The 23,698-nt window shown below is 54.7% G+C and carries 22 protein-coding genes, 1 pseudogene and 1 other annotated feature; of the genes and pseudogenes, 7 read left to right on the forward strand and 16 right to left on the reverse strand.

What is annotated here, in order from left to right:
• Positions 1–10: 10 nt before the first annotated feature.
• Complete coding sequence (gene ribF, locus ABGB15_RS17930; RefSeq protein ID WP_215723345.1) at positions 11–937, reverse strand: bifunctional riboflavin kinase/FAD synthetase; 927 nt, start codon at positions 935–937, stop codon at positions 11–13.
• Positions 938–944: 7 nt separating this feature from the next.
• A pseudogene (locus tag ABGB15_RS17935) lies at positions 945–1,151 on the reverse strand (DUF2575 domain-containing protein); the annotation flags it as partial.
• Between the two features lie 115 nt (positions 1,152–1,266).
• Here ABGB15_RS17935 and rpsT point away from each other — a divergent pair.
• Complete coding sequence (gene rpsT / locus ABGB15_RS17940) at positions 1,267–1,530, forward strand: 30S ribosomal protein S20 (protein ID WP_008502037.1); 264 nt, start codon at positions 1,267–1,269, stop codon at positions 1,528–1,530.
• A gap of 59 nt (positions 1,531–1,589) precedes the next feature.
• On the opposite strand, the gene nhaR is transcribed toward rpsT, so the two are convergent.
• The 4 genes from nhaR to dnaK all read right to left on the reverse strand — a co-directional run bounded on the left by nhaR (position 1,590) and on the right by dnaK (position 7,040).
• Entirely contained in the window at positions 1,590–2,489 is a 900-nt protein-coding gene (gene nhaR / locus ABGB15_RS17945; protein WP_112781627.1) for a transcriptional activator NhaR, read from the reverse strand.
• A 57-nt stretch (positions 2,490–2,546) separates the two neighbouring features.
• Entirely contained in the window at positions 2,547–3,722 is a 1,176-nt protein-coding gene (nhaA, locus tag ABGB15_RS17950) for a Na+/H+ antiporter NhaA (protein WP_215723346.1), read from the reverse strand.
• 171 nt (positions 3,723–3,893) lie between these two features.
• The gene (dnaJ, locus tag ABGB15_RS17955) at positions 3,894–5,039 is read right to left on the reverse strand and encodes a molecular chaperone DnaJ (RefSeq protein ID WP_020882543.1); all 1,146 of its coding nucleotides are present in this window, start codon (positions 5,037–5,039) and stop codon (positions 3,894–3,896) included.
• A gap of 87 nt (positions 5,040–5,126) precedes the next feature.
• Positions 5,127–7,040, reverse strand: a complete 1,914-nt coding sequence (gene dnaK / locus ABGB15_RS17960; protein WP_152083396.1) for a molecular chaperone DnaK — start codon at positions 7,038–7,040, stop codon at positions 5,127–5,129.
• 297 nt (positions 7,041–7,337) lie between these two features.
• On the opposite strand from dnaK, the gene satP reads away from it, so the two are divergent.
• From satP to ABGB15_RS17980, 4 genes are all read left to right on the forward strand, one after another.
• Positions 7,338–7,904, forward strand: coding sequence for an acetate uptake transporter (gene satP, locus ABGB15_RS17965; protein ID WP_215723347.1), 567 nt, complete (start codon positions 7,338–7,340; stop codon positions 7,902–7,904).
• Positions 7,905–8,142: 238 nt separating this feature from the next.
• Positions 8,143–9,216: an iron ABC transporter permease gene (locus tag ABGB15_RS17970; protein WP_215723348.1), complete on the forward strand. Its 1,074-nt coding sequence runs from the start codon at positions 8,143–8,145 to the stop codon at positions 9,214–9,216.
• On the forward strand, positions 9,213–9,989 hold the full coding sequence (locus ABGB15_RS17975; protein ID WP_215723349.1) for an ABC transporter ATP-binding protein: 777 nt from the start codon (positions 9,213–9,215) through the stop codon (positions 9,987–9,989). Before ABGB15_RS17970 ends, ABGB15_RS17975 begins: the two co-directional genes overlap by 4 nt.
• A gap of 16 nt (positions 9,990–10,005) precedes the next feature.
• On the forward strand, positions 10,006–11,142 hold the full coding sequence (locus tag ABGB15_RS17980; protein ID WP_215723350.1) for an ABC transporter substrate-binding protein: 1,137 nt from the start codon (positions 10,006–10,008) through the stop codon (positions 11,140–11,142).
• Positions 11,143–11,185: 43 nt separating this feature from the next.
• On the opposite strand, the gene ABGB15_RS17985 is transcribed toward ABGB15_RS17980, so the two are convergent.
• The 3 genes from ABGB15_RS17985 to tal all read right to left on the reverse strand — a co-directional run bounded on the left by ABGB15_RS17985 (position 11,186) and on the right by tal (position 14,249).
• Positions 11,186–12,475 (reverse strand): MFS transporter, encoded by a 1,290-nt coding sequence (locus tag ABGB15_RS17985; RefSeq protein ID WP_215723351.1) that lies wholly within the window; start codon positions 12,473–12,475, stop codon positions 11,186–11,188.
• A 122-nt stretch (positions 12,476–12,597) separates the two neighbouring features.
• Positions 12,598–13,185 carry a molybdopterin adenylyltransferase gene (gene mog, locus ABGB15_RS17990; RefSeq protein ID WP_152083390.1) on the reverse strand — a complete coding sequence of 196 codons (588 nt, stop codon included), beginning with the start codon at positions 13,183–13,185 and terminating at the stop codon, positions 12,598–12,600.
• A gap of 110 nt (positions 13,186–13,295) precedes the next feature.
• Positions 13,296–14,249, reverse strand: a complete 954-nt coding sequence (gene tal, locus ABGB15_RS17995) for a transaldolase (protein WP_152083389.1) — start codon at positions 14,247–14,249, stop codon at positions 13,296–13,298.
• Between the two features lie 262 nt (positions 14,250–14,511).
• Between tal and ABGB15_RS18000 the strand changes: the two genes are divergently transcribed.
• Positions 14,512–15,942, forward strand: a complete 1,431-nt coding sequence (locus ABGB15_RS18000) for a sodium:alanine symporter family protein (protein ID WP_215723352.1) — start codon at positions 14,512–14,514, stop codon at positions 15,940–15,942.
• 66 nt (positions 15,943–16,008) lie between these two features.
• Positions 16,009–16,782 (forward strand): peroxide stress protein YaaA, encoded by a 774-nt coding sequence (gene yaaA, locus ABGB15_RS18005; RefSeq protein ID WP_152083387.1) that lies wholly within the window; start codon positions 16,009–16,011, stop codon positions 16,780–16,782.
• Positions 16,783–16,814: 32 nt separating this feature from the next.
• On the opposite strand, the gene ABGB15_RS18010 is transcribed toward yaaA, so the two are convergent.
• The 7 genes from ABGB15_RS18010 to yjjY form a co-directional block, all read right to left on the reverse strand.
• Entirely contained in the window at positions 16,815–17,108 is a 294-nt protein-coding gene (locus ABGB15_RS18010) for a DUF2502 domain-containing protein (RefSeq protein WP_152083386.1), read from the reverse strand.
• A 294-nt stretch (positions 17,109–17,402) separates the two neighbouring features.
• Complete coding sequence (gene thrC / locus ABGB15_RS18015; protein ID WP_369064253.1) at positions 17,403–18,689, reverse strand: threonine synthase; 1,287 nt, start codon at positions 18,687–18,689, stop codon at positions 17,403–17,405.
• 3 nt (positions 18,690–18,692) lie between these two features.
• Positions 18,693–19,622 carry a homoserine kinase gene (thrB, locus tag ABGB15_RS18020; protein WP_152083384.1) on the reverse strand — a complete coding sequence of 310 codons (930 nt, stop codon included), beginning with the start codon at positions 19,620–19,622 and terminating at the stop codon, positions 18,693–18,695.
• Position 19,623: 1 nt separating this feature from the next.
• Positions 19,624–22,086, reverse strand: a complete 2,463-nt coding sequence (gene thrA / locus ABGB15_RS18025; RefSeq protein WP_215723353.1) for a bifunctional aspartate kinase/homoserine dehydrogenase I — start codon at positions 22,084–22,086, stop codon at positions 19,624–19,626.
• 24 nt (positions 22,087–22,110) lie between these two features.
• Positions 22,111–22,227, reverse strand: a sequence feature (Thr leader region).
• On the reverse strand, positions 22,166–22,234 hold the full coding sequence (gene thrL, locus ABGB15_RS18030; protein WP_015572623.1) for a thr operon leader peptide: 69 nt from the start codon (positions 22,232–22,234) through the stop codon (positions 22,166–22,168). Its footprint overlaps the feature before it by 62 nt.
• Before the next feature lie 211 nt (positions 22,235–22,445).
• Positions 22,446–23,132 (reverse strand): tRNA/rRNA methyltransferase, encoded by a 687-nt coding sequence (locus ABGB15_RS18035; protein WP_152083382.1) that lies wholly within the window; start codon positions 23,130–23,132, stop codon positions 22,446–22,448.
• Between the two features lie 399 nt (positions 23,133–23,531).
• Complete coding sequence (yjjY, locus tag ABGB15_RS18040) at positions 23,532–23,672, reverse strand: protein YjjY (RefSeq protein ID WP_001541509.1); 141 nt, start codon at positions 23,670–23,672, stop codon at positions 23,532–23,534.
• Positions 23,673–23,698: the final 26 nt, after the last annotated feature.

A 23,698-nucleotide genomic window follows, 5' to 3' on the forward strand; every position in this document is an offset into this window, starting at 1 on the left:
TAAGCCGGTTCTAAAGCCCAAAAAACTCGCGGGCCGTTAATTCATCTCGCGCGATTTGCGCCTTAAGCTCGTCCAGCGAAGCAAATCGCTGCTCGTTGCGTATTTTTTTACGCAGGATTACATCTATATGGCGACCGTAGAGGTCCATTACAACGTCCAGCAGGTGCACTTCTAACTGTTGACGCACACCGGCGACGGTAGGACGCGTGCCAATATTGGCGACGCCGTAAAACGGCTTCTCGCCCAGCCCTGCCACTTCCACTGCATAGACCCCTTTAACCGGGGAGACCTGACGACGCAGCGGGATATTCGCCGTCGGGAAACCTATGGTGCGGCCCAGAGCATCGCCATGAACCACGCGACCTGAAATGGTGAACGGATGTCCCAGCAGGGTTTCTGCCATATCCAGTTCATCATCGGCCAGCGCCTGACGTACCGCCGTGCTGCTGACGCGAACACCGCCTTCACAGAAGGTCATTGCGCTGGTGACGTCAAAACCGTACTCCAGGCCAGCCTTCTGTAATAGCAAGAAATCACCCTGACGACCAGCGCCAAAGCGGAAATCATCCCCCACAGCGAGAAACTGCACGCCAAGCTGTCTGACCAACAGGTCACTGACGAAATTTTGTGCTGTCAGCGCGGCAAAGCGACGATCGAAACGTACACACAATACGTAATCCACGCCGGACTCTGCCAGATAGCGCAACTTCTCGCGCAGGCGAGTGAGACGGGCAGGTGATTTTTCGCCCGCAAACAGCTCCAGCGGCTGCGGCTCGAAAATCATCACCACAACGGGCAGGCCGCGGGCCTCCCCTTCTTTGCGCAATCCCTGCAACAGCGCCTGATGCCCACGATGCACGCCGTCGAAATTACCAATGGTCAGCACGCACCCGTGTGGGGCTTTGCTGAGATTATGTATGCCGCGTATCAGCTTCATGACTGGCTCAAAACAGTGAAAATCGCCAAAGTATACCTTGTACAGCGATTAAGGTTAACCGACGATTGTTCATGCAAAACAGAAAGCCGTAATGATTTCATCACGCTGACCTTTGACAGCGAAAAAATCTGCCCGCGAACTGCGATTTTTGTGCCGAAAAGCTGTATTCACGAGCGACAAGCTGGTAGAATCCTGCGCCATCACTACGTAACGTAGCGTCGCCATATCAACGGCGCTTATTTGCACAAATCCATTGACAAAAGAAGGTATAGAGGGCATATTCCTCGGCCTTTGAATTGTCCACATAGATCATATTTGGGAGTTGGACCTTGGCTAATATCAAATCAGCTAAGAAACGTGCTATCCAGTCTGAAAAGGCTCGTAAGCACAACGCAAGCCGTCGCTCTATGATGCGTACTTTCATCAAGAAAGTATACGCAGCTATCGAAGCTGGCGACAAAGCTGCTGCGCAGAACGCATTTAACGAAATGCAACCAATCGTGGATCGTCAGGCTGCTAAAGGTCTGATCCACAAAAACAAAGCAGCGCGTCATAAAGCAAACCTGACCGCGCAGATCAACAAACTGGCTTAATCGCCACTTGTTGTTGCTTGTTTTAAAAGAACCCGCTTAATGCGGGTTTTTTTATATCCTCAGATCGCCGGTGGCGTGAACAGCGCCGAGTAGTCACGGTTGCAAATTCGCTGCACCGCCGGGTGCTGGATCATTCGTTCGGCAAATATGGCGTGATACTCCTCCATCACGTTATCCACCCTGCCAATCTCCGTAATTTTGTCATCTGAATAGAGATCATGCGCGTACAGCGTCGGCGCAACGAAGATAGCGTTATGTGCTTCGCCAAAGGCTTTCATCAACGCCGCATCATCGAACTCACCGAGAATTTCCACCTTCAGCCCCTGCGAGTTAAACCAGTTCAGCAGCTTGCGTCCGAGCATGGAACGTCTGCCAGGCACCAGCAGGCGACGTTCTTCCAGACAGGCCGGGAACGGCTTTTTCGGTGGCGGATTAATGCACCAGAAGCTGACACCGCATTCCCCTATCTTCACCGAAAACAGCCCTTCCTGCTGGGTGGAATCAATCGGGCAGTCCGAGATAATCATATCCAGCTTATGCTGGCTCAACTGTTCCAGCAGCATCTCGTGCGTGGATTCAAAGCAGCGGAGGTGGATTTGCTCATCTTCAACCACGGCCGCATCCAGTACGCCGCTCACCAGCCGTTTGGACAGCGCATCCGCCACGCCCACATCAAAGAGTAAATTCGACTCTTTGCGGTAGTTGACGATATCCAGCATCTCCTGGCTTAAGGTGAACATCTTGTCCGCATAGCGGAAAACCAACTCGCCCAGCTCGCTTGGCTCAATCCCACGACCTTTGCGCTTAAACAGCTTGCCCTGCAACCGCTCTTCCAGGGCCTTGATTTGCCCGGTGATGGTCTGCGGCGTTAGATAAAGCGCTTCTGCCGCCCCCACGACCGAGCCCTGTTTGTAAACATGCCAGAAGTAGTAAAGATGGTTGTAATTCAAATGAGACATCGCGTCTTCGCTCCCTGATCGTGTGCCGGGAGAAGGCCCCCTTCTCCCGTTTTCCCGTTATGCCTGGACCCCCGGTCCGGACAATTTAATCTTCAGCAAGGTATAGCCAATAACTGCGGCCAGTAATGATCCAATCAGAATGCCGAGTTTCGCCCAGACGATAAGTTCAGGCGCATGGGCACCAAACGCCAGCGTCGAGATAAAGATCGACATGGTAAATCCAATACCGCACAGCACACCCACCGCCATAATCTGCTTAAACGTAGTGCCATGCGGCAATGATGCCAGCTTCAGTTTCAGCGCCAGCCAGCAGAAGAGGCTAATGCCCAGCGGCTTACCGATAAACAGCCCGGCAATAATCCCCAGCGGCAGCACAGACGTCAGCCCGTCCAGCGTCACCCCGCCCAATGAAACACCCGCATTGGCAAACGCAAACAGCGGCAGGATCATAAAGGCCACCCACGGATGCAGCACATGTTCCAGCTGTTTGGCCGGAGATTTACCGTCCTGCTCTTTAAGCGGCACGAAGAAGCCGACAATCACGCCCGCCAGTGTGGCATGTACGCCGGATTTCAGCACCGCCGTCCACAACACCATTCCCACCAGGATGTAGATACCGATACGGCGAACATTGAAAATATTCAGCAGCGCCAGCACCGCAATGGCTCCCGCTGCCACGCTCAGCGACAGGATCGACAGCTCGCTGGTGTAGAACAGCGCGATAATCACGATAGCGCCCAGGTCATCGATAATTGCCAGCGCCATCAGGAAGATTTTTAACGCCACCGGTACGCGGTTGCCCAGTAACGCCAGCACTCCCAGGGCAAAGGCGATATCGGTTGCCGCCGGAATAGCCCACCCGTGGCGGGCGACCGGGTCCTGCCAGGTAAATGCTAAAAAGAGCAGCGCCGGCACCACCATTCCGCCCAGCGCGGCAATCACCGGAAACGCCGCACGCTGGCGGCTGGCAAGCGATCCCTGCACCAGCTCACGTTTCACTTCAAGCCCCACCAGCAGGAAGAAAACGGCCATCAGTGCATCGTTGATCCACAGCAGCATGTTCTTGTTAATTTCAAGCAGACCGACCTTCAGCTCAACGGGCGTTTCCAGAAACGCATGGTAGAGATCGCGCGTCATGCCCAGGTTAGCCAACACCATCGCGGCGGCAGCAGCGATAATCAAAACAATGCCGCCGGATGCTTCACTGCTAAAGAAACGGTGTAAGAATTTCACTTAAGTTCTCTCTTTTACAACAATACCTCGATAAAACCATAATACCAAGCTAAATAGCTCGGCAAAAACAGATTAATATTGAGTATAAATTCAGTTTTCCCGAGCTGTCCCCGCAAAAAGAAAAAGCCCGGAATCGCTTCCGGGCTTTTTGGATGTATGCCAGCTAACGGATTAGCGGGTCAGGTCATCGAAGAATTTTTTGACGCCATCGAAGAAACTTTTGGAGCGAGGGCTGTTTTTCTCACCCGTCGGGCCGCCGAAACTTTCCTGAAGTTCTTTCAGCAGTTGTTTCTGCTTGTCGTTCAGGCCAACCGGCGTTTCCACCACCACGCGGCACAGCAGGTCACCCTGCGCACCACCGCGAACGGATTTGACGCCTTTTCCGCGCATGCGGAACAGCTTACCTGTCTGGGTTTCGCCAGGCACTTTCAGGTTCACACGACCATCCAGCGTCGGCACTTCGATTTCGCCACCCAGCGCCGCCATCGCGAAGTTGATCGGCACTTCACAGTACAGGTTGTTACCTTCACGCTCGAAGATGGCGTGCTGTTTCACCTGTACCTGAACGTACAGATCGCCTGCCGGTGCGCCGTGCTCGCCCGCTTCACCTTCACCTGCCAGACGAATGCGGTCGCCCGTATCCACGCCTGCCGGGATCTTAACGGACAGGGTCTTGGTTTTCTCAACGCGACCGTGACCGTGGCATTTGGTGCATGGATCTTTAATCAGCGTACCGCGACCGTGACAGTGTGGACACGCCTGCTGAACCGCGAAGAAGCCCTGACGCATCTGCACCTGGCCGGAACCATGACAGGTTGGACAGGTCTGTGGCTGTGTCCCCGCTTTCGCACCGCTGCCGTGGCAAACGTCACACTCTTCCAGCGTCGGAATACGGATCTCTTTGGTCACGCCGCGAACGGCCTCTTCCAGCGTCAGATCCATGTTGTAGCGCAGGTCTGCGCCGCGCGCCGCGCGCTGACGACCACGACCGCCGCCGAAGATGTCGCCAAACACATCGCCAAAGATGTCGCTGAAATCAGCGCCGCCGCCAAAGCCGCCGCCACCGAATCCACCGCCGCCCATGCCGCCCTGTTCAAAGGCTGCGTGACCGTACTGGTCATAGGCCGCACGTTTTTGTGCGTCGGTCAGGACTTCGTAGGCTTCTTTGATCTCTTTAAATTTCGCTTCAGCCTCTTTGTCACCCTGGTTACGGTCCGGGTGGAATTTCATGGCCAGGCGCTTATACGCCTTTTTGATTTCACGCTCTTCCGCAGTTTTCGGAACGCCTAAAATCTCGTAATAGTCTTGCTTTGCCATTGGTTTTTTTAAGCCCCTTAACATGCGAGCACGGGCGTGGAGAGATCTCCTACGCCCGTGCCGATTAATTACCCTGCATCAGGGCGATTATTTTTTGTCTTTCACTTCTTCGAACTCAGCGTCGACAACGTCGTCGTCTTTCGCGTTGTTCTGGGAAGCCTCAGCGCCCGCCTGCTGCTGTGCGTGCTGCTGCTGAGCGATTTCCATCAGCTTCTGGGAAGCCTGTGCCAGTTCCTGCATCTTCGCTTCGATGTCTGCTTTGTCTTCGCCTTTCAGAGACGTTTCCAGCGCGCTCAGTGCAGCCTCGATAGCCGTTTTGTCTTCCGCTGGCAGTTTATCGCCAGCTTCTTCAACCTGCTTACGGGTGCTGTGCAGCAGATGGTCACCCTGGTTACGGGTCTGAACCAGTTCTTCGAACTTACGGTCGGATTCCGCGTTAGCTTCGGCATCACGAACCATTTTTTCGATTTCTGCTTCGTTCAGGCCAGAAGATGCCTTGATGGTGATCTTCTGCTCTTTACCGCTGTTTTTGTCTTTCGCAGACACGTGCAGGATACCGTCAGCATCGATGTCGAAAGTCACTTCGATCTGCGGCATGCCGCGCGGCGCTGGGTTGATACCGTCCAGGTTAAACTGACCCAGAGACTTGTTATCAGATGCACGCTTACGCTCGCCCTGCAGCACATGGATGGTTACCGCAGACTGGTTGTCTTCAGCGGTAGAGAACACCTGGCTGTGCTTGGTTGGGATGGTGGTGTTTTTGTTGATGAGCGCAGTCATCACACCGCCCATGGTTTCGATACCCAGAGACAGCGGGGTAACGTCCAGCAGCAGTACGTCTTTTACTTCACCGGTCAGTACACCACCCTGAACCGCAGCACCGATAGCAACCGCTTCGTCCGGGTTCACATCTTTACGTGGTTCTTTACCAAAGAACTCAGCCACTTTCTTCTGAACCATTGGCATACGCGTCTGACCACCGACCAGGATAACGTCCTGGATGTCAGATACGGACAGGCCAGCGTCCTGCAGTGCAACTTTCAGTGGCTCGATAGAACGGTTCACCAGATCTTCTACCAGGCTTTCCAGTTTCGCACGGGTCACTTTGATGTTCATGTGTTTAGGACCGGTCGCGTCTGCAGTGATGTACGGCAGGTTCACGTCGGTCTGCTGAGCGGAAGACAGTTCAATCTTCGCTTTCTCAGCGGCTTCTTTCAGGCGCTGCATCGCCAGCGGGTCGTTACGCAGGTCAATGCCCTGATCTTTCTTGAACTCGTCCACGAGGTAGTTGATCAGACGGGTATCGAAGTCTTCACCACCCAGGTGGGTATCACCGTTGGTTGCCAGAACTTCGAAGGTTTTTTCGCCGTCAACTTCGTCGATTTCGATAATAGAGATATCGAAAGTACCACCACCGAGGTCGTAAACCGCGATAGTGCGGTTGCCCACTTCTTTATCCAGACCGTAAGCCAGAGCCGCTGCGGTTGGTTCGTTGATGATACGTTTGACTTCCAGACCTGCGATACGGCCAGCATCTTTCGTTGCCTGACGCTGAGCATCGTTGAAGTACGCAGGAACGGTGATAACCGCTTCCGTTACCGGCTCGCCCAGGTAATCTTCAGCCGTTTTCTTCATTTTCTTCAGCACTTCAGCAGAGATCTGCGGTGGTGCGGTTTTGGTGCCTTTCACATCAAGCCATGCATCGCCGTTATCTGCCGCGATGATTTTGTAAGGCATGATAGAAACGTCACGCTGAACTTCTTCGTCCTGGAAGCGGCGGCCGATCAGGCGTTTGATCGCAAACAGGGTGTTTTGCGGGTTTGTCACTGCCTGACGTTTAGCCGGCTGACCAACCAGAGTTTCACCATCCTGGGTATAAGCAATGATAGAAGGCGTGGTGCGATCGCCCTCGGCGTTCTCCAGCACACGTGCAGTAGTGCCATCCATAATCGCTACACAAGAGTTGGTAGTACCCAGGTCGATACCAATAATTTTACCCATCTAAACGTCTCCACTAAAAATTCAGTCAACATGTGGTTGTGTACCTGTAATAAGGGCAGAACGTGCTTTTTCAACTGCCCAGATTTGATTTTTTTCAGGTCCACACACTGCGGTTGCTTACAAGATGGGGTCGCAACGTCATCCATCAAGGGGGGAGACATAAAAAAATTTTTAATTTCACCCTGCTCAGATCATAGACGGCACTGATTGCGCCCATTATGATGCCGCGCCCCGTCAGGGAGAATTGACGCGGGTTTAACCATTTCACCATATTAATGATGATTTTTTTGAGGACTTATGGGCAACACTAAGTTGGCTAATCCGGCTCCGCTGGGCCTGATGGGTTTTGGCATGACCACTATCCTGCTGAACCTGCACAACATCGGGATGTTCCCGATGGATGGCATCATCCTGGCGATGGGCATTTTTTACGGCGGTATCGCGCAAATCTTCGCGGGCCTGCTGGAATATAAGAAAGGCAACACCTTCGGCTTAACCGCCTTTACCTCTTACGGCTCGTTCTGGCTGACTCTGGTTGCCATTCTGCTGATGCCTAAAATGGGCCTGACAGATGCGGCAAACGCACACTTCCTGGGCGTTTATCTGGGGCTGTGGGGCGTCTTCACGCTGTTCATGTTCTTCGGCACCCTGAAAAGTAACCGCGCGCTGCAGTTCGTCTTCCTGAGCCTGACCGTGCTGTTCGCCCTGCTGGCGATTGGTCACCTGGCGGATAACGAAGGCATCGTTCACGTTGCGGGCTGGATTGGTCTGGTGTGCGGCGCAAGCGCCATCTATCTGGCAATGGGTGAAGTGCTGAACGAGCAGTTTGGCCGTACCGTACTGCCGATTGGTGAAAAACACTGATTGTTGCCTCGTCGTGCCTGCGTCTGCAGGCACGTCTTTCCAGCCTGATTCGATTATTTTTCCGCCAGAATTCAAACAATCCATCAATAGAATAATCGAAGTTCCATTATTGGATTGATAAGCATTATCACCTGAAATATCGTCGTCCAGTACCAGCCGGATATTGGATATCATGCAGCACTCTCCACAGGAAGGGCGGGCGGTACTACGATTGTGTTGTGTTGCATAAGGTTACCCAATGAATTCCAGCCTTGCCGCCAGCCCTAAGCCTGACGCATCTACCGTTGTCTCCCATTACCGTCGGGTGGTGCGCCGCCGCTACGCACTGGGTGCAGTTATTCTGCTTTTGATTATCGGCTCTCTGCTGCTTGATTTAACCCTCGGTCCGTCTGGCATCTCCGTTTCCACACTCTGGCAGACGTTACTCCATTCTTCTGCCGCCGATGCAGGCACGCGGGTGATTGTCTGGGATCTGCGTCTGCCGTTTTCGTTAATGGCGGTTGCCGTTGGCATGGCGCTGGGGCTTGCTGGCGCAGAAATGCAGACTATCCTCAACAACCCGCTCGCCAGCCCGTTTACACTGGGCGTATCGTCTGCTGCCTCTTTTGGTGCAGCGCTGGCGATTGTGCTCGGTCTGGGTATTCCCGGCATTGCCGACAAATGGTTCATTCCCGCGAATGCATTTGTCTTTGCGCTGCTGGCTTGCTTTATTCTCGATGGTATCAGCCGCTGGACACGCGTGGCCACCTCCGGCGTCGTGCTGTTCGGTATCGCGCTGGTCTTTACCTTCAATGCACTGATTTCGATTCTGCAGTTTGTCGCCAGCGAAGATACCTTGCAGGGTCTGGTCTTCTGGACGATGGGCAGCCTGGCAAGAGCGTCATGGGATAAGCTGGCCATTCTGACCGTGGCGCTGCTGATTATCGTGCCGCTGTCGCTGAAAAATGCCTGGAAGCTCACGGCGCTGCGTCTTGGAGAAGATCGCGCCGTCAGCTTTGGCATCAACGTCAAAACGCTGCGCATGACCACACTGTTACGCATCAGCATCATTTCCGCGTTGACGGTCGCTTTTGTCGGGCCTGTCGGCTTTATCGGCCTGGTTGCGCCGCACATTTCGCGCATGATGTTCGGGGAAGATCATCGCTTTTATCTGCCGGGCAGCATGCTCATTGGCGCACTGGTGCTCTCTCTGGCCTCGGTATTTTCCAAAAACATGGTTCCCGGCGTCATTATTCCCGTGGGCATTGTGACGTCGCTGGTTGGCGTGCCGTTCTTCCTCAGCATTATTATTCGTAACCGGGGGAACGTATGACCGACGGCCTGCTCGTTCGCGATCTCCACACCGGCTATCGCAAGAAAAAGATCATAAATGGCTTAACGACGCCGCTGCTGCCTCGCGGGCAAATCACCGCCCTGCTGGGGCCAAATGGCTCAGGTAAGTCAACCCTGCTGCGCGCACTCGCGGACCTGAATCCCGCTCAGGGGGAAATATGGCTCAATGACGACAATCTGATGGCGCTGCCCTCGGCCACGCGCGCGCAGAAGGTGGTTTATCTCCCGCAATCTCTGCCGCAGGGTGTGCATCTGCATGCGCTGGAATCGGTGATTGTCGCCCGCCGCGCCAGCGGCAGTGCGCCCGATCGTAACGTTGAACAGGAAGCCTGGGCCATTCTGGAAAAACTGGGAGTCGCCCATCTGGCAATGAGCTTTCTAGACCAGCTTTCCGGCGGGCAAAAACAGCTGATTGGTCTGGCGCAGTCGCTCATCCGCGAGCCGGATCTGCTGTTGCTGGATGAACCGTTAAGCGCCCTCGATCTCAACTACCAGTTTCATGTGATGGATATCGTCGCCCGCGAAACGCGGCTGCGCAATATCGTCACCGTTGTGGTGATCCACGACATTAATATCGCCCTGCGTCACGCGAACTATGCCCTGATGCTGAAAGGCGGTGAACTGATTGCCAGCGGGTTACCGGCAGATGTTGTGACGCCCGCCAGTCTGGCGACAGTGTATGGCGTGGATGGCCGTGTTGAATACTGTTCGCGTGGGCTGCCGCACGTGGTGGTCGACGGGTTAACACAATAAAAAAGACGGGGAAAACATGACGCTAAAGAAAATCATCGCCGCTGCGGGTGGGCTGGCATTGTTACTTTCACCTTTACTCGCCCAGGCGCAAAACTGGCCGGTGACGGTCAAGGATCTCGACAACCGCACGGTCACCATTGAGCACGAACCGCAGCGCATCATCCTGCAGGACGGACGTGATATTTTTGCTCTCGCCTTGCTGGAGCGCGATAACCCGTTCGCCAAAGTGGTGGCATGGAACAACCTGCCCAAAAAACAGGACTCCGAAAGCTGGAATGTGCTGAAGCGTAAATGGCCGGAAGCGGAAAAGATCCTCGATATGCAGTTTTCCGACCAGGGCAATGTGGATCTCGAAACCGTTATCTCCCGCCAGCCTGACCTGATGATCGCCCAGCTTCGCGCTAAGCCATCGCTGGTACAAACCGGCGTGCTGGAAAAACTTGAGGCATTGCATATTCCGGTAGTGTTTGTTGATTACGAACTGCACCCGGTGGAGAACACCCTGCCAGGTATTGCTCTGCTGGGTAAGGTGTTAGGCCAGAGCGACCGCGCACAGGCGTATAGTGATTTCTATCAGCAACGGCTGGATAAAATCCACCAGCGGCTGGCAAACGTCAGTAAAAAGCCGCTGGTCTTTATCGAACCGATTGCCGGTGTTGGCGGGCTGGATAATGGCTGCTGCTTCACCCATGCGCGTAACGGCTGGGGTGGGCTGGTCGAAGCCGCAGGTGGTATCAACATCGGCTCTCAGCTGCTGCCAGGGGCGACCGGGAATATCTCAGTGGAAAAAATTATCTCAATGAACCCGGATTACTATCTGATGACCGGCTCTAAACGTCCGGGTAAAGGCACGGCGGTGATCCCGTTTGGCTACAATGTCCCGGCAGACGATGTGACGGCGGCGTTCAATGCCTTACTGGCACGTCAGGGCGTAGCCAGTATTCCGGCAGTGGCCGAAGGTCATACCGGTGCGCTCTACCACCACTTCTACAACAACCCGTACAACATCATAGCCATCGAGATGCTGAGCAAAATCTTCTATCCGACACAGTTTAAGGATGTTGATCCGCAGGCGGATTACCACACCATTATCACCCGCTTCACCGCGATTCCGGATGACAATATTATCCTGAGCTATACCCCTTCGCACTAACCGATAAGCCGGGTGGCGGCTTCGCCTGACCCGGCCTGCCCTGTTATCCGGCCAGAACGGGGGCTTCCACCGGTTTCTGACGCAGCCAGATGCCCAACACCAGCCCCATCAACGAGAGCGCCAGCACGTACCAGGCCGGTGCCATCGGTGAAACGCCCATCAGCATCGTGACCGCGATCGGCGTCAGTCCGCCAAAGATGGCATACGACACGTTGTAAGAGAATGAAATGCCGGTGAAGCGTACCTCCGGCGGGAATGCGCGCACCATCACATAAGGTACTGCACCCACTACGCCGACGCACAGCCCCACCACACCATACAGCAGGAACAGCTGTTCAGGGTGGCTGCCCGCCAGGTGGTAGAACGCCCAGCTTGATGCCGCCAGTAAAAGACTGCCGACGATAAAGGTAAGGCTTGCGCCGATTCGATCAACGGCCAGTCCGGCGGTGAGGCAGCCAAAGCAGAGCATGATGGTGGCGATACTGTTGGCCTGCAGCGTCACCGCAGGCGCGAAACCGTACTGCTTTTGCAGCCAGACGGGTGACATCAAAATCACCACCACGATCCCCGCCGACAGCAGCCAGGTAAGCAGCATCGATACCACCACGGCTTTCTTATGGCTTACCACTACCGCTTTTACCGGTAGCTCCTGCGCCAGCGCTTTACGCTGCTGCATCTCAAGGAAAATGGGGGTCTCCTGCAGCCAGCGTCGCAAATACATCGCCACCAGGCCAAACGCCCCGCCCAGCAGGAACGGGATACGCCAGCCCCAGTCGTGCACGGCCTGTGGCGTCATGCTGGTGTTCACAATCGTCGCCACCACCGACCCCAGTAAGATCCCGACGGTCAGCCCCGCCGTTAAAGTTCCGCAGGCGATACCGATGCGGCGAGCCGGAACGTGCTCGGCCACAAACACCCACGCGCCCGGCACTTCACCGCCAATCGCCGCGCCCTGAAGGATACGCATCAGCAACAGCAGTAACGGCGCAATAATGCCCATCGACGCGTAGGTCGGCAGCAGGCCGATAGCCAGCGTCGGCACGGCCATCAGCAGAATACTGAGGGTAAACATCTTCTTACGCCCGACCAGATCGCCAAAGTGCGCCATGATAATACCGCCGAGCGGACGCGCCAGATACCCGGCGGCAAAAATGCCGAAGGTCTGGACCTGGCGTAGCCACTCCGGGATATCCGCCGGGAAGAAAAGTTCTCCCACTACGGCGGCGAAGAAGACAAAGATGATGAAATCATAAAACTCCAGCGCCCCGCCAAGTGCTGCGAGCGTAAGGGTTTTATAATCCTGCCGATTCAGAGGTCGGGTGTAATGTGACATAGCGAACCATTTTGCGTGTGTTGTGGATTTATTTTTACAGCAATCGTAAAGAAAAAATTACTATACCGTAAAACGCTCCACACGCTACTGCGGTTGCAGCTAATGTCACATATTTGTTAATTTCAGGAGATTGTCTCGCGGCGTGCGCTTTTCGGACGAAATGCTGCTACGACCTTATCGTCGGTTTCCACATACGGGCCGTCCAGTAGCTGTATACAATACGGTACACTTGCAAAGATCCCATGCACGATCACGCTGCCATCTTCCGCTTTCAGCCCTTCCAGCGTCTCTTTGATCGACTTCGGCTGGCCCGGCAGGTTCAGGATCAACGCCTGTTTGCGGATCACACCGACCTGACGGGAGAGGATAGCGGTTGGAACAAAGTGCAGACTGATCTGGCGCATTTGTTCACCGAAGCCCGGCATTTCACGGTCGGCAATCGCCAGCGTAGCATCCGGCGTCACATCACGACGCGCGGGCCCCGTTCCACCGGTCGTCAACACCAGGTGACAGCTCATCTCATCCACCAGTTCACAAAGCGTTTGTTCGATGATCGGCTGTTCGTCAGGGATCAGACGGGTCTGGATCTCAAACGGAGTAGTCAGCGCACTGCCCAGCCACGCTTCCAGAGCGGGGATGCCTTTATCCTGATAAACACCGCTGGAGGCGCGGTCAGAAATCGACACTAAGCCGATACGTAAGGTATTCATAGTCATTCCATTCAAAAAATACTGATTAAAGGGAATGATACACGCAGAGGGGAAATTCAGACAGAGTACGAAAGAAGTCGCGTGACCGGGAGCCCGGTCACGCAGAATGATTACAGCAGGTCGCCGATCATTTTTTCCAGTTTTTCCTGGTCGATAGCAAACTTACGGATACCGTCCGCCAGTTTGTCTACCGCCATTGGGTCCTGGTTGTGCTGCCACAGGAACTCGGATTCCGTGATGCGCTCAGGGCGCGCTTTCACTTCACCGGTGTAAGACAGTTTACGCTCGATCGCGCCTTCGCTTTCCGCCAGCTCTTTCAGCAGCGCAGGGGCGATGGTCAAGCGGTCACAGCCAGCCAGCTCAATGATTTCACCGATGTTACGGAAGCTCGCGCCCATAACCACAGTCTCATAGCCGTGCTGTTTGTAGTATTCGTAGATTTCCGTCACGGAAACCACGCCTGGATCTTCAGACGCCGCGTACTCTTTCTTATCGGTGTTAGCTTTGTACCAGTCCAGAATACGGCCAACGAATGGCGAAATCAGGTATACGCCAGCTTCAGCACATGCACGCGCCTGCGCGAAGGAGAACAGCAGCGTCAGGTTACAGTTGATACCGTCTTTTTCCAGCTGCTCAGCCGCGCGAATGCCCTGCCAGGTAGAGGCCAGTTTGATCAGGATACGGTCGTTGCTGATGCCCGCATCGTTGTACAGTTTGATCAGACGTTTTGCTTTCGCGATAGAGGCTTCGGTGTCGTAGGAGAGGCGCGCATCCACTTCGGTAGAGATACGGCCCGGAACCAGTTTCAGGATCTCCAGACCAATGTTCACTGCCAGTTTGTCAGTTGCATCCACAACCTGCTGCGCGCGATCGTTGCTCTGCGCTTTCGCCCAGGTCACAGCGTCGTCGATCAGTTTGCGATACTCAGGGATCTGCGCGGCGTTAAGGATCAGAGAAGGGTTGGTTGTGGCATCCTGCGGCTGGTACAGCTTCATTGCCGCGATATCTCCGGTGTCAGCTACGACAGTGGTGAACTGACGAAGGGAGGTCAATTTATCCGTCATGATAGTGTTTCTCTTTTAACGTGCCCTGGATAATTCACGCTACCGACAGCATGCCTGCAGCGGAAAAATGACAGGTTTACTTGTTAGGGGGATGTAACCGGTCTGCCCAGATGATAACACGACACAGGGGTAGCGCAACCGCAGACAGTGCGCTTAGGCAGAGTATGATAAACTCAGAATATTAACAGGCTGCTAAGTAACAGCATGCTCAATCAGTGGTAGCGCTTACATATTCACTTTGGCATCAACAAGAGGGACGTTAATGCCTGATTTCCTTTCCTTTATTAATGAAATCCTCTGGGGTTCGATCATGATATATCTGCTACTGGGAGCAGGTATATGGTTCACGCTGCGCAGTGGTTTTATCCAGTTTCGTTATATCCGTAAGTTTGGCAAAAGTCTGAAAAACAGCATCACCCCGCAACCGGGTGGGTTAACCTCATTCCAGGCACTGTGTACCAGCCTCGCCGCGCGCGTCGGGAGCGGCAATCTGGCGGGCGTGGCGCTCGCCATCAGCGCCGGGGGGCCGGGAGCCGTTTTCTGGATGTGGGTTACGGCACTTATCGGCATGGCGACCTCGTTTGCCGAATGTTCGCTCGCACAACTCTATAAAGAGAAGGACAAAAATGGCCAGTTTCGCGGCGGTCCGGCCTGGTATATGGCACGCGGGCTGGGGATGCGCTGGATGGGCGTCCTGTTCTCGCTGTTTCTGCTCGTCGCATACGGTCTTATTTTTAATACCGTGCAGGCCAACTCTGTCGCACATGCCCTGCGCTACGCCTTTGCGTGCCCGGAGTGGGTAACCGGTGCCGTGTTAGCCGTCTTCACCCTCATTACGGTTTCTACCGGTCTCAGGGGCGTTGCCCGCCTGATGCAGTGGCTTGTCCCCATCATGGCGCTGCTCTGGGTTACCGCCAGCCTGTTAGTGACCGTGCTCAATATTGACCAGGTGCCAGGCGTGATTGCCACCATCTTTAAGAGTGCCTTTGGCTGGCGGGAAGCGGCGTCAGGCGCGCTGGGTTATACCCTTAGCCAGGCGCTGACGGCCGGTTTCCAGCGGGGAATGTTCTCCAATGAAGCGGGGATGGGCTCGACACCGAATGCCGCAGCCACCGCCGCATCGTGGCCCCCTCACCCGGCTGCGCAGGGGATTGTACAGATGATCGGCGTCTTTACGGATACTATTATCATCTGCTCCGCCAGCGCCATGATTGTGCTGCTGGCCGGTCCCGTTGAGCATCCGTCCGGCACGGTGGGCATCCAGTTGGTTCAGCAGGCGCTGGTCAATCTTGCCGGTAGCTGGGGCGCAGGCTTCGTCTCACTTATCGTGGGGCTGTTTGCCTTTAGTTCGATATCGGTGAACTACATTTACGCCGAAAATAACCTTATTTTCCTGAAGTTAGACTCACGTTATACCCGTAGCCTGCTTCGGGCGGGCGTCATTGCGATGGTTATGGCAGGCTCCCTGCTCAGCATGCCGTTGGTCTGGCAACTGGCGGATGTGATTATGGCGCTGATGGCGATCACCAACCTGACGGCAATTTTGCTGCTCTCGCCGGTGGTCACGCTTATTGCTCAGGATTATCTTCGCCAGCGCAAACTTGGCATTCAGCCGGTGTTTGATGCTTCACGTTATCCTGAAATTGAGTCACAAATCGCGCCCGGCGCATGGGATGATTTGCCACGGCAATAACAGCTATCGATCAATTGCGGGCGATTTTTTGTTAAAATCGCTCTAAATTTCCTGCAAGGACTGGATATGCTGATTCTGATTTCACCTGCAAAAACGCTCGACTACCAGAGCCCGCTCGCCACCGAACGCTATACCCAGCCTGAACTGCTGGATTATTCGCAACAGCTGATCCACGAGGCGCGTAAACTTTCTGCGCCGCAAATTGCCTCGCTGATGAGCATCAGCGACAAACTCGCGGATCTGAACGCCACCCGCTTCCATGAGTGGCACCCGGACTTCACGCCAGACAATGCCCGTCAGGCGCTTCTGGCGTTTAAAGGGGACGTTTATACCGGCCTGCAGGCAGAGACGTTTAGCGAAGCGGATTTCGATTTTGCTCAGCAGCATCTGCGTATGTTGTCAGGTCTGTATGGCGTGCTGCGTCCGCTGGACCTGATGCAGCCGTACCGTCTGGAGATGGGCATCCGCCTGGAAAACGCCAAAGGTAAAGATCTGTACCATTTCTGGGGCGATATCATCACCGACAAACTGAACGCAGCGCTGCAGGCCCAGGGCGATAATGTGGTGATCAATCTGGCGTCCGACGAATACTACAAGTCAGTGAAGCCGAAAAAGCTGAACGCGGAGATCATCAAGCCGGTCTTCCTGGATGAGAAAAACGGTAAATTCAAAGTGATCAGCTTCTACGCCAAAAAAGCGCGCGGGCTGATGAGCCGTTACATCATTCAAAACCGCCTGACAAAGCCTGAGCAGTTAACCGCGTTTAACAGCGAAGGTTATTTCTTTGACGAAGAAGCGTCGGGGAAAGGCGAGCTGGTGTTTAAGCGCCACGAGCAGTAAAAACAAAACCCCGCCGGCTGGCGGGGTGTGCATTAATGGTGTTTCCAGTCCGGACCAGGACGATGATCGTCGTGGCGATCGTTATGGCGATTATCGTGTTTACGATGCTCATCATGCGGACGCCAGTGGTTGTCGCGCCAGTCATAGTGAGCCTTCCACCAGTCATGGTCGCGCCAGCGGCCGCCATCCCAGTAGTGTCCGTTATTATCCCGATCGCCAATCTGCAGTTTTACCGCAGGCACGAGGGTGATTTCAGATGCCTGTACCGCCATGGGAGCGACCAGCATCAGTGAAAGCGCGATGAGTGCAGGTTTCAGTGTAGACATAGGTGACTCCTTATTATTCTTACCCAACGTGGGCCGATGTAAGGAGATTACGTGAGGGGAACCGAAGATGTTATTCTCTGCAATCCTAAACGCTAAGTGACCGCATTTATTGAGAATTTCTGCTTTTTTCCTGCTTTTTCTCTCCTTAATTTCTCCACAAAAAAGCCGGGTGGCGGCTTCGCCTTACCCGGCCTCGCGGTACAGTACTGCTGTTGCCGGGTGACGCTGCGCTTACCCGGCCTACGTTCTGAGCCGTTGTAGGTCGGGTAAGGCGTAGCCGCCACCCGACAAAAATCACGCGCGCGTCATCATCAGCTTACGCAGCGCGGCAAAGTCTGCCGGTAGTTCATGAGACAGCAGCGGGAGATCGGCACGCTCGGCCAGCTCCTTCGGCAATGGCAGCGTTTCACCCAGAATCTTTTCTACGCTCTCTTTGAACTTCGCCGGATGAGCGGTGCCGAGGAACAGCCCATATTCCCCCGGATTAAGCTGATCGCGCAGCGCGCGATAAGCAATCGCCGCGTGGGGTTCAGAGGTGTACCCTACCGCTTTCAGCTCGCGCATGGTCGCTTTGGTGGTTTCATCCGTTACCGCAGCGTAGCCCAGATCGCCCAGACGCCAGACCTTACGGCGGAAGAGTTCTTCCACACGCGGCCAGTTGTTTGGCTGGCTCACGTCCATGGCATTAGAAAGCGTCGCCTGGGTGGCATTCGGTGCCCATTTACCCTCTTTCAGGAAGCGCGGCACGGTGTCGTTGGCGTTGGTCGCCGCGATAAAGCGTTTTACCGGCAGACCGAGCGATTTCGCCAGCAGGCCCGCCGTCAGGTCACCGAAGTTTCCGCTTGGTACGGAGATCACCAGTTGATTACGCGCTTCCTGCGGCAGTTGCGCCACCGCCTCGAAGTAGTAGCAGATCTGCGCCAGCAGACGGCTGATGTTAATGGAGTTTGCGGAGTTCAGGCCCAGCGCCACCTTCAACTCTTCGTCATCGAAGGCCTGCTTAACCAGCGCCTGGCAGGCATCGAAATCGCCGTCGATCGCCACAGTTTCAATGTTGCCACCAAGCGTGCAGAACAGTTTTTCCTGCAGCGGGCTGATTTTACCTTTCGGATAAAGGATCACCACGCGGACGTTTTTCAGGCCGTAGAACGCATGGGCGACAGCCGCACCGGTATCACCGGAAGTGGCGGTCAGGATGGTCACCGGCTTGTCGCCGCTGATGTGGGTCAGCATCTGCGCCATAAAGCGGCCACCGAAATCTTTGAACGCCAGCGTTGGGCCGTGGAACAGCTCAAGACAACCTACGTCGGGCTCCACCTGCTGAACCGGTGCCGGGAAAGCAAACGCCGCACGCACGCGCTCTTCCAGCAGCTCCTGCGGGATTTCGTCACCAATAAACGCGGAGAGAATTTTGGTGCTTCGGGTGACAAAGTCTTGTTTCAGCAGGGCATCAATGTCAGTCAGATGGAATTCCGGCAGGTCATGCGGGAAGAATAGTCCCTGATTTTTGCCCAGTCCCTGAGTCACCGCCTGCGCGAAGCTGACCTGCTCGTTATGATCTTTCAGATTATAAAGTTTCATTATTTATCCCAGTACTCGTGCGCCAGCCGTGTCCAGACGGCAAATATGAACAAAGCCTTCCTGATTTTGCAGGTAGTGTTTAGAGAGCCAGTCCGCCACACGCTGGGCGGTGTCTGGCTTATCGCACAGGGCGAACAGCGTCGGGCCGGAGCCGGAGATGCCGCACGCCTGCGCACCAATATCCAGTGATGCCTGCCGCGCCTCGTTAAAACCGGGCAGCAGCTTCGTGCGGTACGGCTCGGCAATGACGTCTTTCATCAGTTTCGCCGCCAGCTGTGGCTGACGGGTATAGCAGGCGTGAATAAAGCCCGCCAGGTGACGCCCGTGGGCGATACAGTCCTGGCGGCGATACTGCGCAGGCAGGATCGCACGCGCTTCCGCGGTCGAAACCTTAATGCCCGGATACGCCAGCACCCACAGCCACTCATCAAACCCTGGCACCTGCTGGCTGATGATGCCATTTTCTTCAATCATCAACTGCATACCACCGAGGAAACACGGCGCGACATTGTCGTAATGAATGCTGCCTGAAATCCGCCCTTCCAGCTCGCCCATCAGCCCCAGCAGGCGGTTATTGTTCAGCGGCTTACCACAGTGCTCATTCATCGCCACCAGCGCGGCAACCACGGAGCAGGCGCTGGAGCCCAGACCGGAGCCGATCGGCATACTTTTTTCCAGCGTCATGGCGACCGGCACGTTTTTGCCGATCTCCTGACAGAAACGCTCCCAGCACTGATAAACGATATTCTCGCGCGGGTCGGACGGCAGTTTGCTGGCGAAGCGGCCAACGTTATTCAGGCTGAAGCTATCCGCCGCGTCTACCGTTACCGTATCGCCCAGCAGCGAACCATCCACCGGCGTGACCGCCGCACCCAGCACATCAAATCCGACGCTCATATTGGCGCTGGAAGCCGGGGCATAAACTTTCACCATGTTAAACTCCTAACTTCCATGACAGGGTACGCAGCAGATCGGCAAACACACCCGCTGCCGTCACATCATTCCCTGCGCCATAGCCGCGAAGCACCAGCGGCAATGGCTGATAATAGTGGCTGTAAAACGCCAGGGCGTTTTCGCCGTTTTTGACTTTGTAGAGCGGATCGTTGCCATCCACTTCGGCAATCTTCACACGGCACACGCCATCTTCTTCAATATTGCCAACATAGCGCAATACCTTACCTTCATCACGGGCTTTCGCTACGCGGGCAGCAAAGGCGTCGTCGAGCTGCGCTAAATTCGCCATAAAGGTACTGACATCACCGCTATCATCAAATTCAACTGGCAGTACCGGCTCAATCACGATATCCGAAAGCTCCAGTTCACGACCCGTTTCTCGCACCAGGATCAGCAGCTTACGCGCCACGTCCATCCCGGAGAGATCGTCACGCGGATCGGGCTCGGTGTAGCCCAGCTCACGCGCCGCACGGGTCGCTTCAGACAGGCTCATCCCTTCATCGAGCTTGCCAAAGATAAACGACAGCGAGCCAGAAAGAATGCCGGAGAAACGCTGCAGTTCATCGCCCGCGTTCAGCAGGTTTTGCAGGTTCTCGATCACCGGCAGACCTGCACCGACGTTGGTGTCATACAGGAACTTGCGGCGCGACTTGCTCGCCGCCAGGCGCAGCTGGTGATAGTAATCCATCGACGACGTGTTGGCCTTTTTGTTTGGCGTCACCACGTGGAACCCTTCGCGCAGGAAGTCGGCGTACTGATCGGCCACCGCCTGGTTCGAGGTACAGTCGACAATCACCGGATTGAGCAGGTGATACTCTTTCACCAGGCGAATCAGACGGCCCAGGTTGAACGGCTCTTTTGCCTCGCTCATCTCGGCCTGCCAGTTTTCCAGGTTCAGACCGTGAACGTTGGTCAGCAACGCTTTTGAGTTCGCGATACCACACACGCGCAGATCAATATGTTTCTTCTTTAGCCACTCCTGCTGACGCTTAACCTGCTCCAGCAGTGCGCCGCCCACACCGCCCACGCCAATCAGGAACAGCTCAATCACCTGGTCGGTGTTGAACAGCATCTGGTGCACCACTCGCACGCCAGTGGTCGCATCGTCGTTATCGACCACCACAGAAATAGAACGCTCGGACGAGCCCTGCGCAATCGCCACGATGTTGATGTTGGCCCGCGCCAGTGCGGCAAAGAATTTGGCGGAGATACCGCGCAACGTGCGCATCCCATCGCCAACCACAGAGATGATCGCCAGACGCTCCTGAATAGAGAGCGGCTCCAGCAGCTCCTCTTTCAGCTCCAGGTAAAACTCTTCTTCCAGCGCACGGCGCGCGCGCAGGCAGTCGCCTTGTGGCACGCAGAAGCTGATGCTGTATTCAGAAGAAGACTGGGTGATCAGCACCACCGAGATACCGTTGCGGGACATGGCCGCAAAAACACGCGCCGCCATGCCGACCATCCCTTTCATGCCCGGACCGGAGACGCTGAACATCGCCATATTATTCAGGTTGGAGATACCTTTCACCGGCAGACCATCTTCATCGGTGCTGGCACCAATCAGCGTACCTGGGGCTTGTGGGTTACCGGTGTTTTTAATCAGGCAAGGGATCTGGAACTGGGCAATTGGGGAGATGGTACGAGGGTGAAGCACTTTAGCGCCGAAGTAGGAAAGCTCCATCGCTTCCTGATACGACATCGACTTCAGCAGCCTGGCGTCCGGTACCTGGCGCGGGTCGCAGGTATATACACCGTCGACGTCAGTCCAGATCTCACAACAATCTGCGCGTAAACACGCAGCCAGTACGGCAGCAGAGTAGTCAGAGCCGTTACGGCCCAGCACCACCAGTTCGCCCTTCTCGTTTCCGGCGGTAAAGCCCGCCATCAGGATCATGTGGTCTGACGGAATTTTGCTCGCGGCAATGCGGCGGGTCGATTCGGCAATATCGACGGTGGATTCGAGGTAGTGTCCTGCTGCAAGCAGTTTTTCAACCGGATCGATCACCGTCACGTTGTGGCCACGCGCTTCAAGAAGGCCAGCCATGATGGCAATCGAGAGTTTCTCACCGCGACAGATCAGCGCCGCGTTGATGCTGTCCGGGCACTGGCCAAGCAGGCTGATACCGTGCAGCACGTGTTTGATCTGGGCAAATTCTTGCTCAACGAAGGCTTTCAGCTGTGCAAGCGGGAAGCCAGGCTGTGCCTCTGCCAGCCCCTGAAGCAGCTCTGTGAAAATGCGCTCAGCGTCGCTAATGTTCGGAAGTGCATCCTGACCACCGATGGTTTTTTCAATCATCGCCACCAGATGGTTCGTGATTTTCGCCGGGGCAGAAAGCACGGTAGCAACCTGCCCCTGCCTGGCATTGCTCTCCAGGATATCGGCAACACGCAGAAAACGTTCTGCATTTGCCACTGATGTACCGCCGAACTTCAACACTCGCATGGTTCTACCTCGTTTCCTTTAGCCGAAAAAAAAGCCCGCACTGTTCAGGTGCGGGCTTTTTTTGTTTTTCCTGTACGCGTCAGCCCGCATCGTTACCTGTGGTAATGATGATGGTTGTGGTAATGGTGGTGATGCTGATGCGTTTCATGGATGTTGTGTACTCTGTCATTATTATCTGTCTGTGCTGTATTCTTTTAGGGTTAAAGGATCGGGCACCTTAAGTCAATGAATTTTTAATTTGATCACAATTCGGGACGCTCTCACGTCCCGCTGTCTCAGGATTTATTTTCATCCGAATCCCCCAAAAGCAACCCTTAGCATTAGACGGTTACGCCATAGTAAAAACGTATGGCAGCATTTTACTCGGCTAATTTTTTTTCGATATCATGCAGCAAACGGTGCAGCATCGCCGTGTCGCGTTGTTCAAGCCGTCCGAGACGCTGTTGCAACCAGTCCGCCATTTTCTGATCGTCCGCCACGCCCAGTCGCGATAACAGATCCTCCACGCGAGCGCGCAGCGCGGCCAGCTGATTTTCGTCCGTACCGGCAGCGTGCGGCTGCGGAATTTGTATTAAGGATGCTAATTGATAGCAATACACCATGACCGCCTGGCCTAAATTCAGCGACGGATAATCAGCCACCATTGGCGCGCCCGTCAGCACGTCGGCAAGTTCCAGCTCCTCATTGGTAAGCCCCGAATCTTCGCGACCAAACACCAGCGCGGCTTTCGTCAGCCACTGGCTTTTCTCACTCAACATGGGCACCAGTTCCGCAGGCGTGGCGTAGTAATGAAACTTCGCCCGGCTGCGCGCGGTGGTCGCCACGGTAAACGAAATATCGTGCAGCGCGTCAGCAAGCGTAGCGTAAGTGGTTATATTATCGAGAATATCTCCCGACCCGTGTGCCACCCAGCGTGCCGCAGGTTCCAGGTGCGCCGTGCTGTCCACAATACGTAAATCGGTAAAACCCATGGTCTTCATGGCACGCGCCGCAGCGCCTATATTTTCGGCTCTTGCTGGGGCCACCAGCACAATCGACAGATGCATTTATGCTCTCTTTTTAAACAGTTAGCGGGTAAAAATGTGATGCGCTTCAACATATTACGCAGCACGAATTTACAAAATTGCAACACAAATCACCGAAATAGCGTTTCATAACAATTTAAAAACGCTAAACTATTGTGTGGCTGAACAATCAGTTAGAATGTTAACAAAGGTTCATTATCCTTATGTTTTGTAATGATAATGACTGTATGAATAGTCATTTCTGATTGGATTCGCATCGTTTATCAATCAAGGCCCGCAACTAGTTGGTTTATTGAAAATTTGTGACAAAGGCTAGCATTCAGCTACGATGATTTCATCAAACTGTTAACGTGCTACAATTGAACTTGATATATGTCAACGAAGCGTAGTTTTATTGGGTGTCTGGTGTCACTTAGCCTGTTATGTTGCTGTTAAAATGGTTAGGATGACAGCCGTTTTTGACACTGTCGGGTCCAAAGGGAAAGTACCCACGACCAAGCTAATGATGTTGTTGACGTTGATGGAAAGTGCATCAAGAACGCAATTACGTACTTTAGTCACGTTAGGCCGATCATGTTAATTTGCGA

Source organism: Enterobacter sp. MALB-1, assembly GCF_041021625.1.
Lineage (GTDB): Bacteria > Pseudomonadota > Gammaproteobacteria > Enterobacterales > Enterobacteriaceae > Enterobacter > Enterobacter oligotrophicus.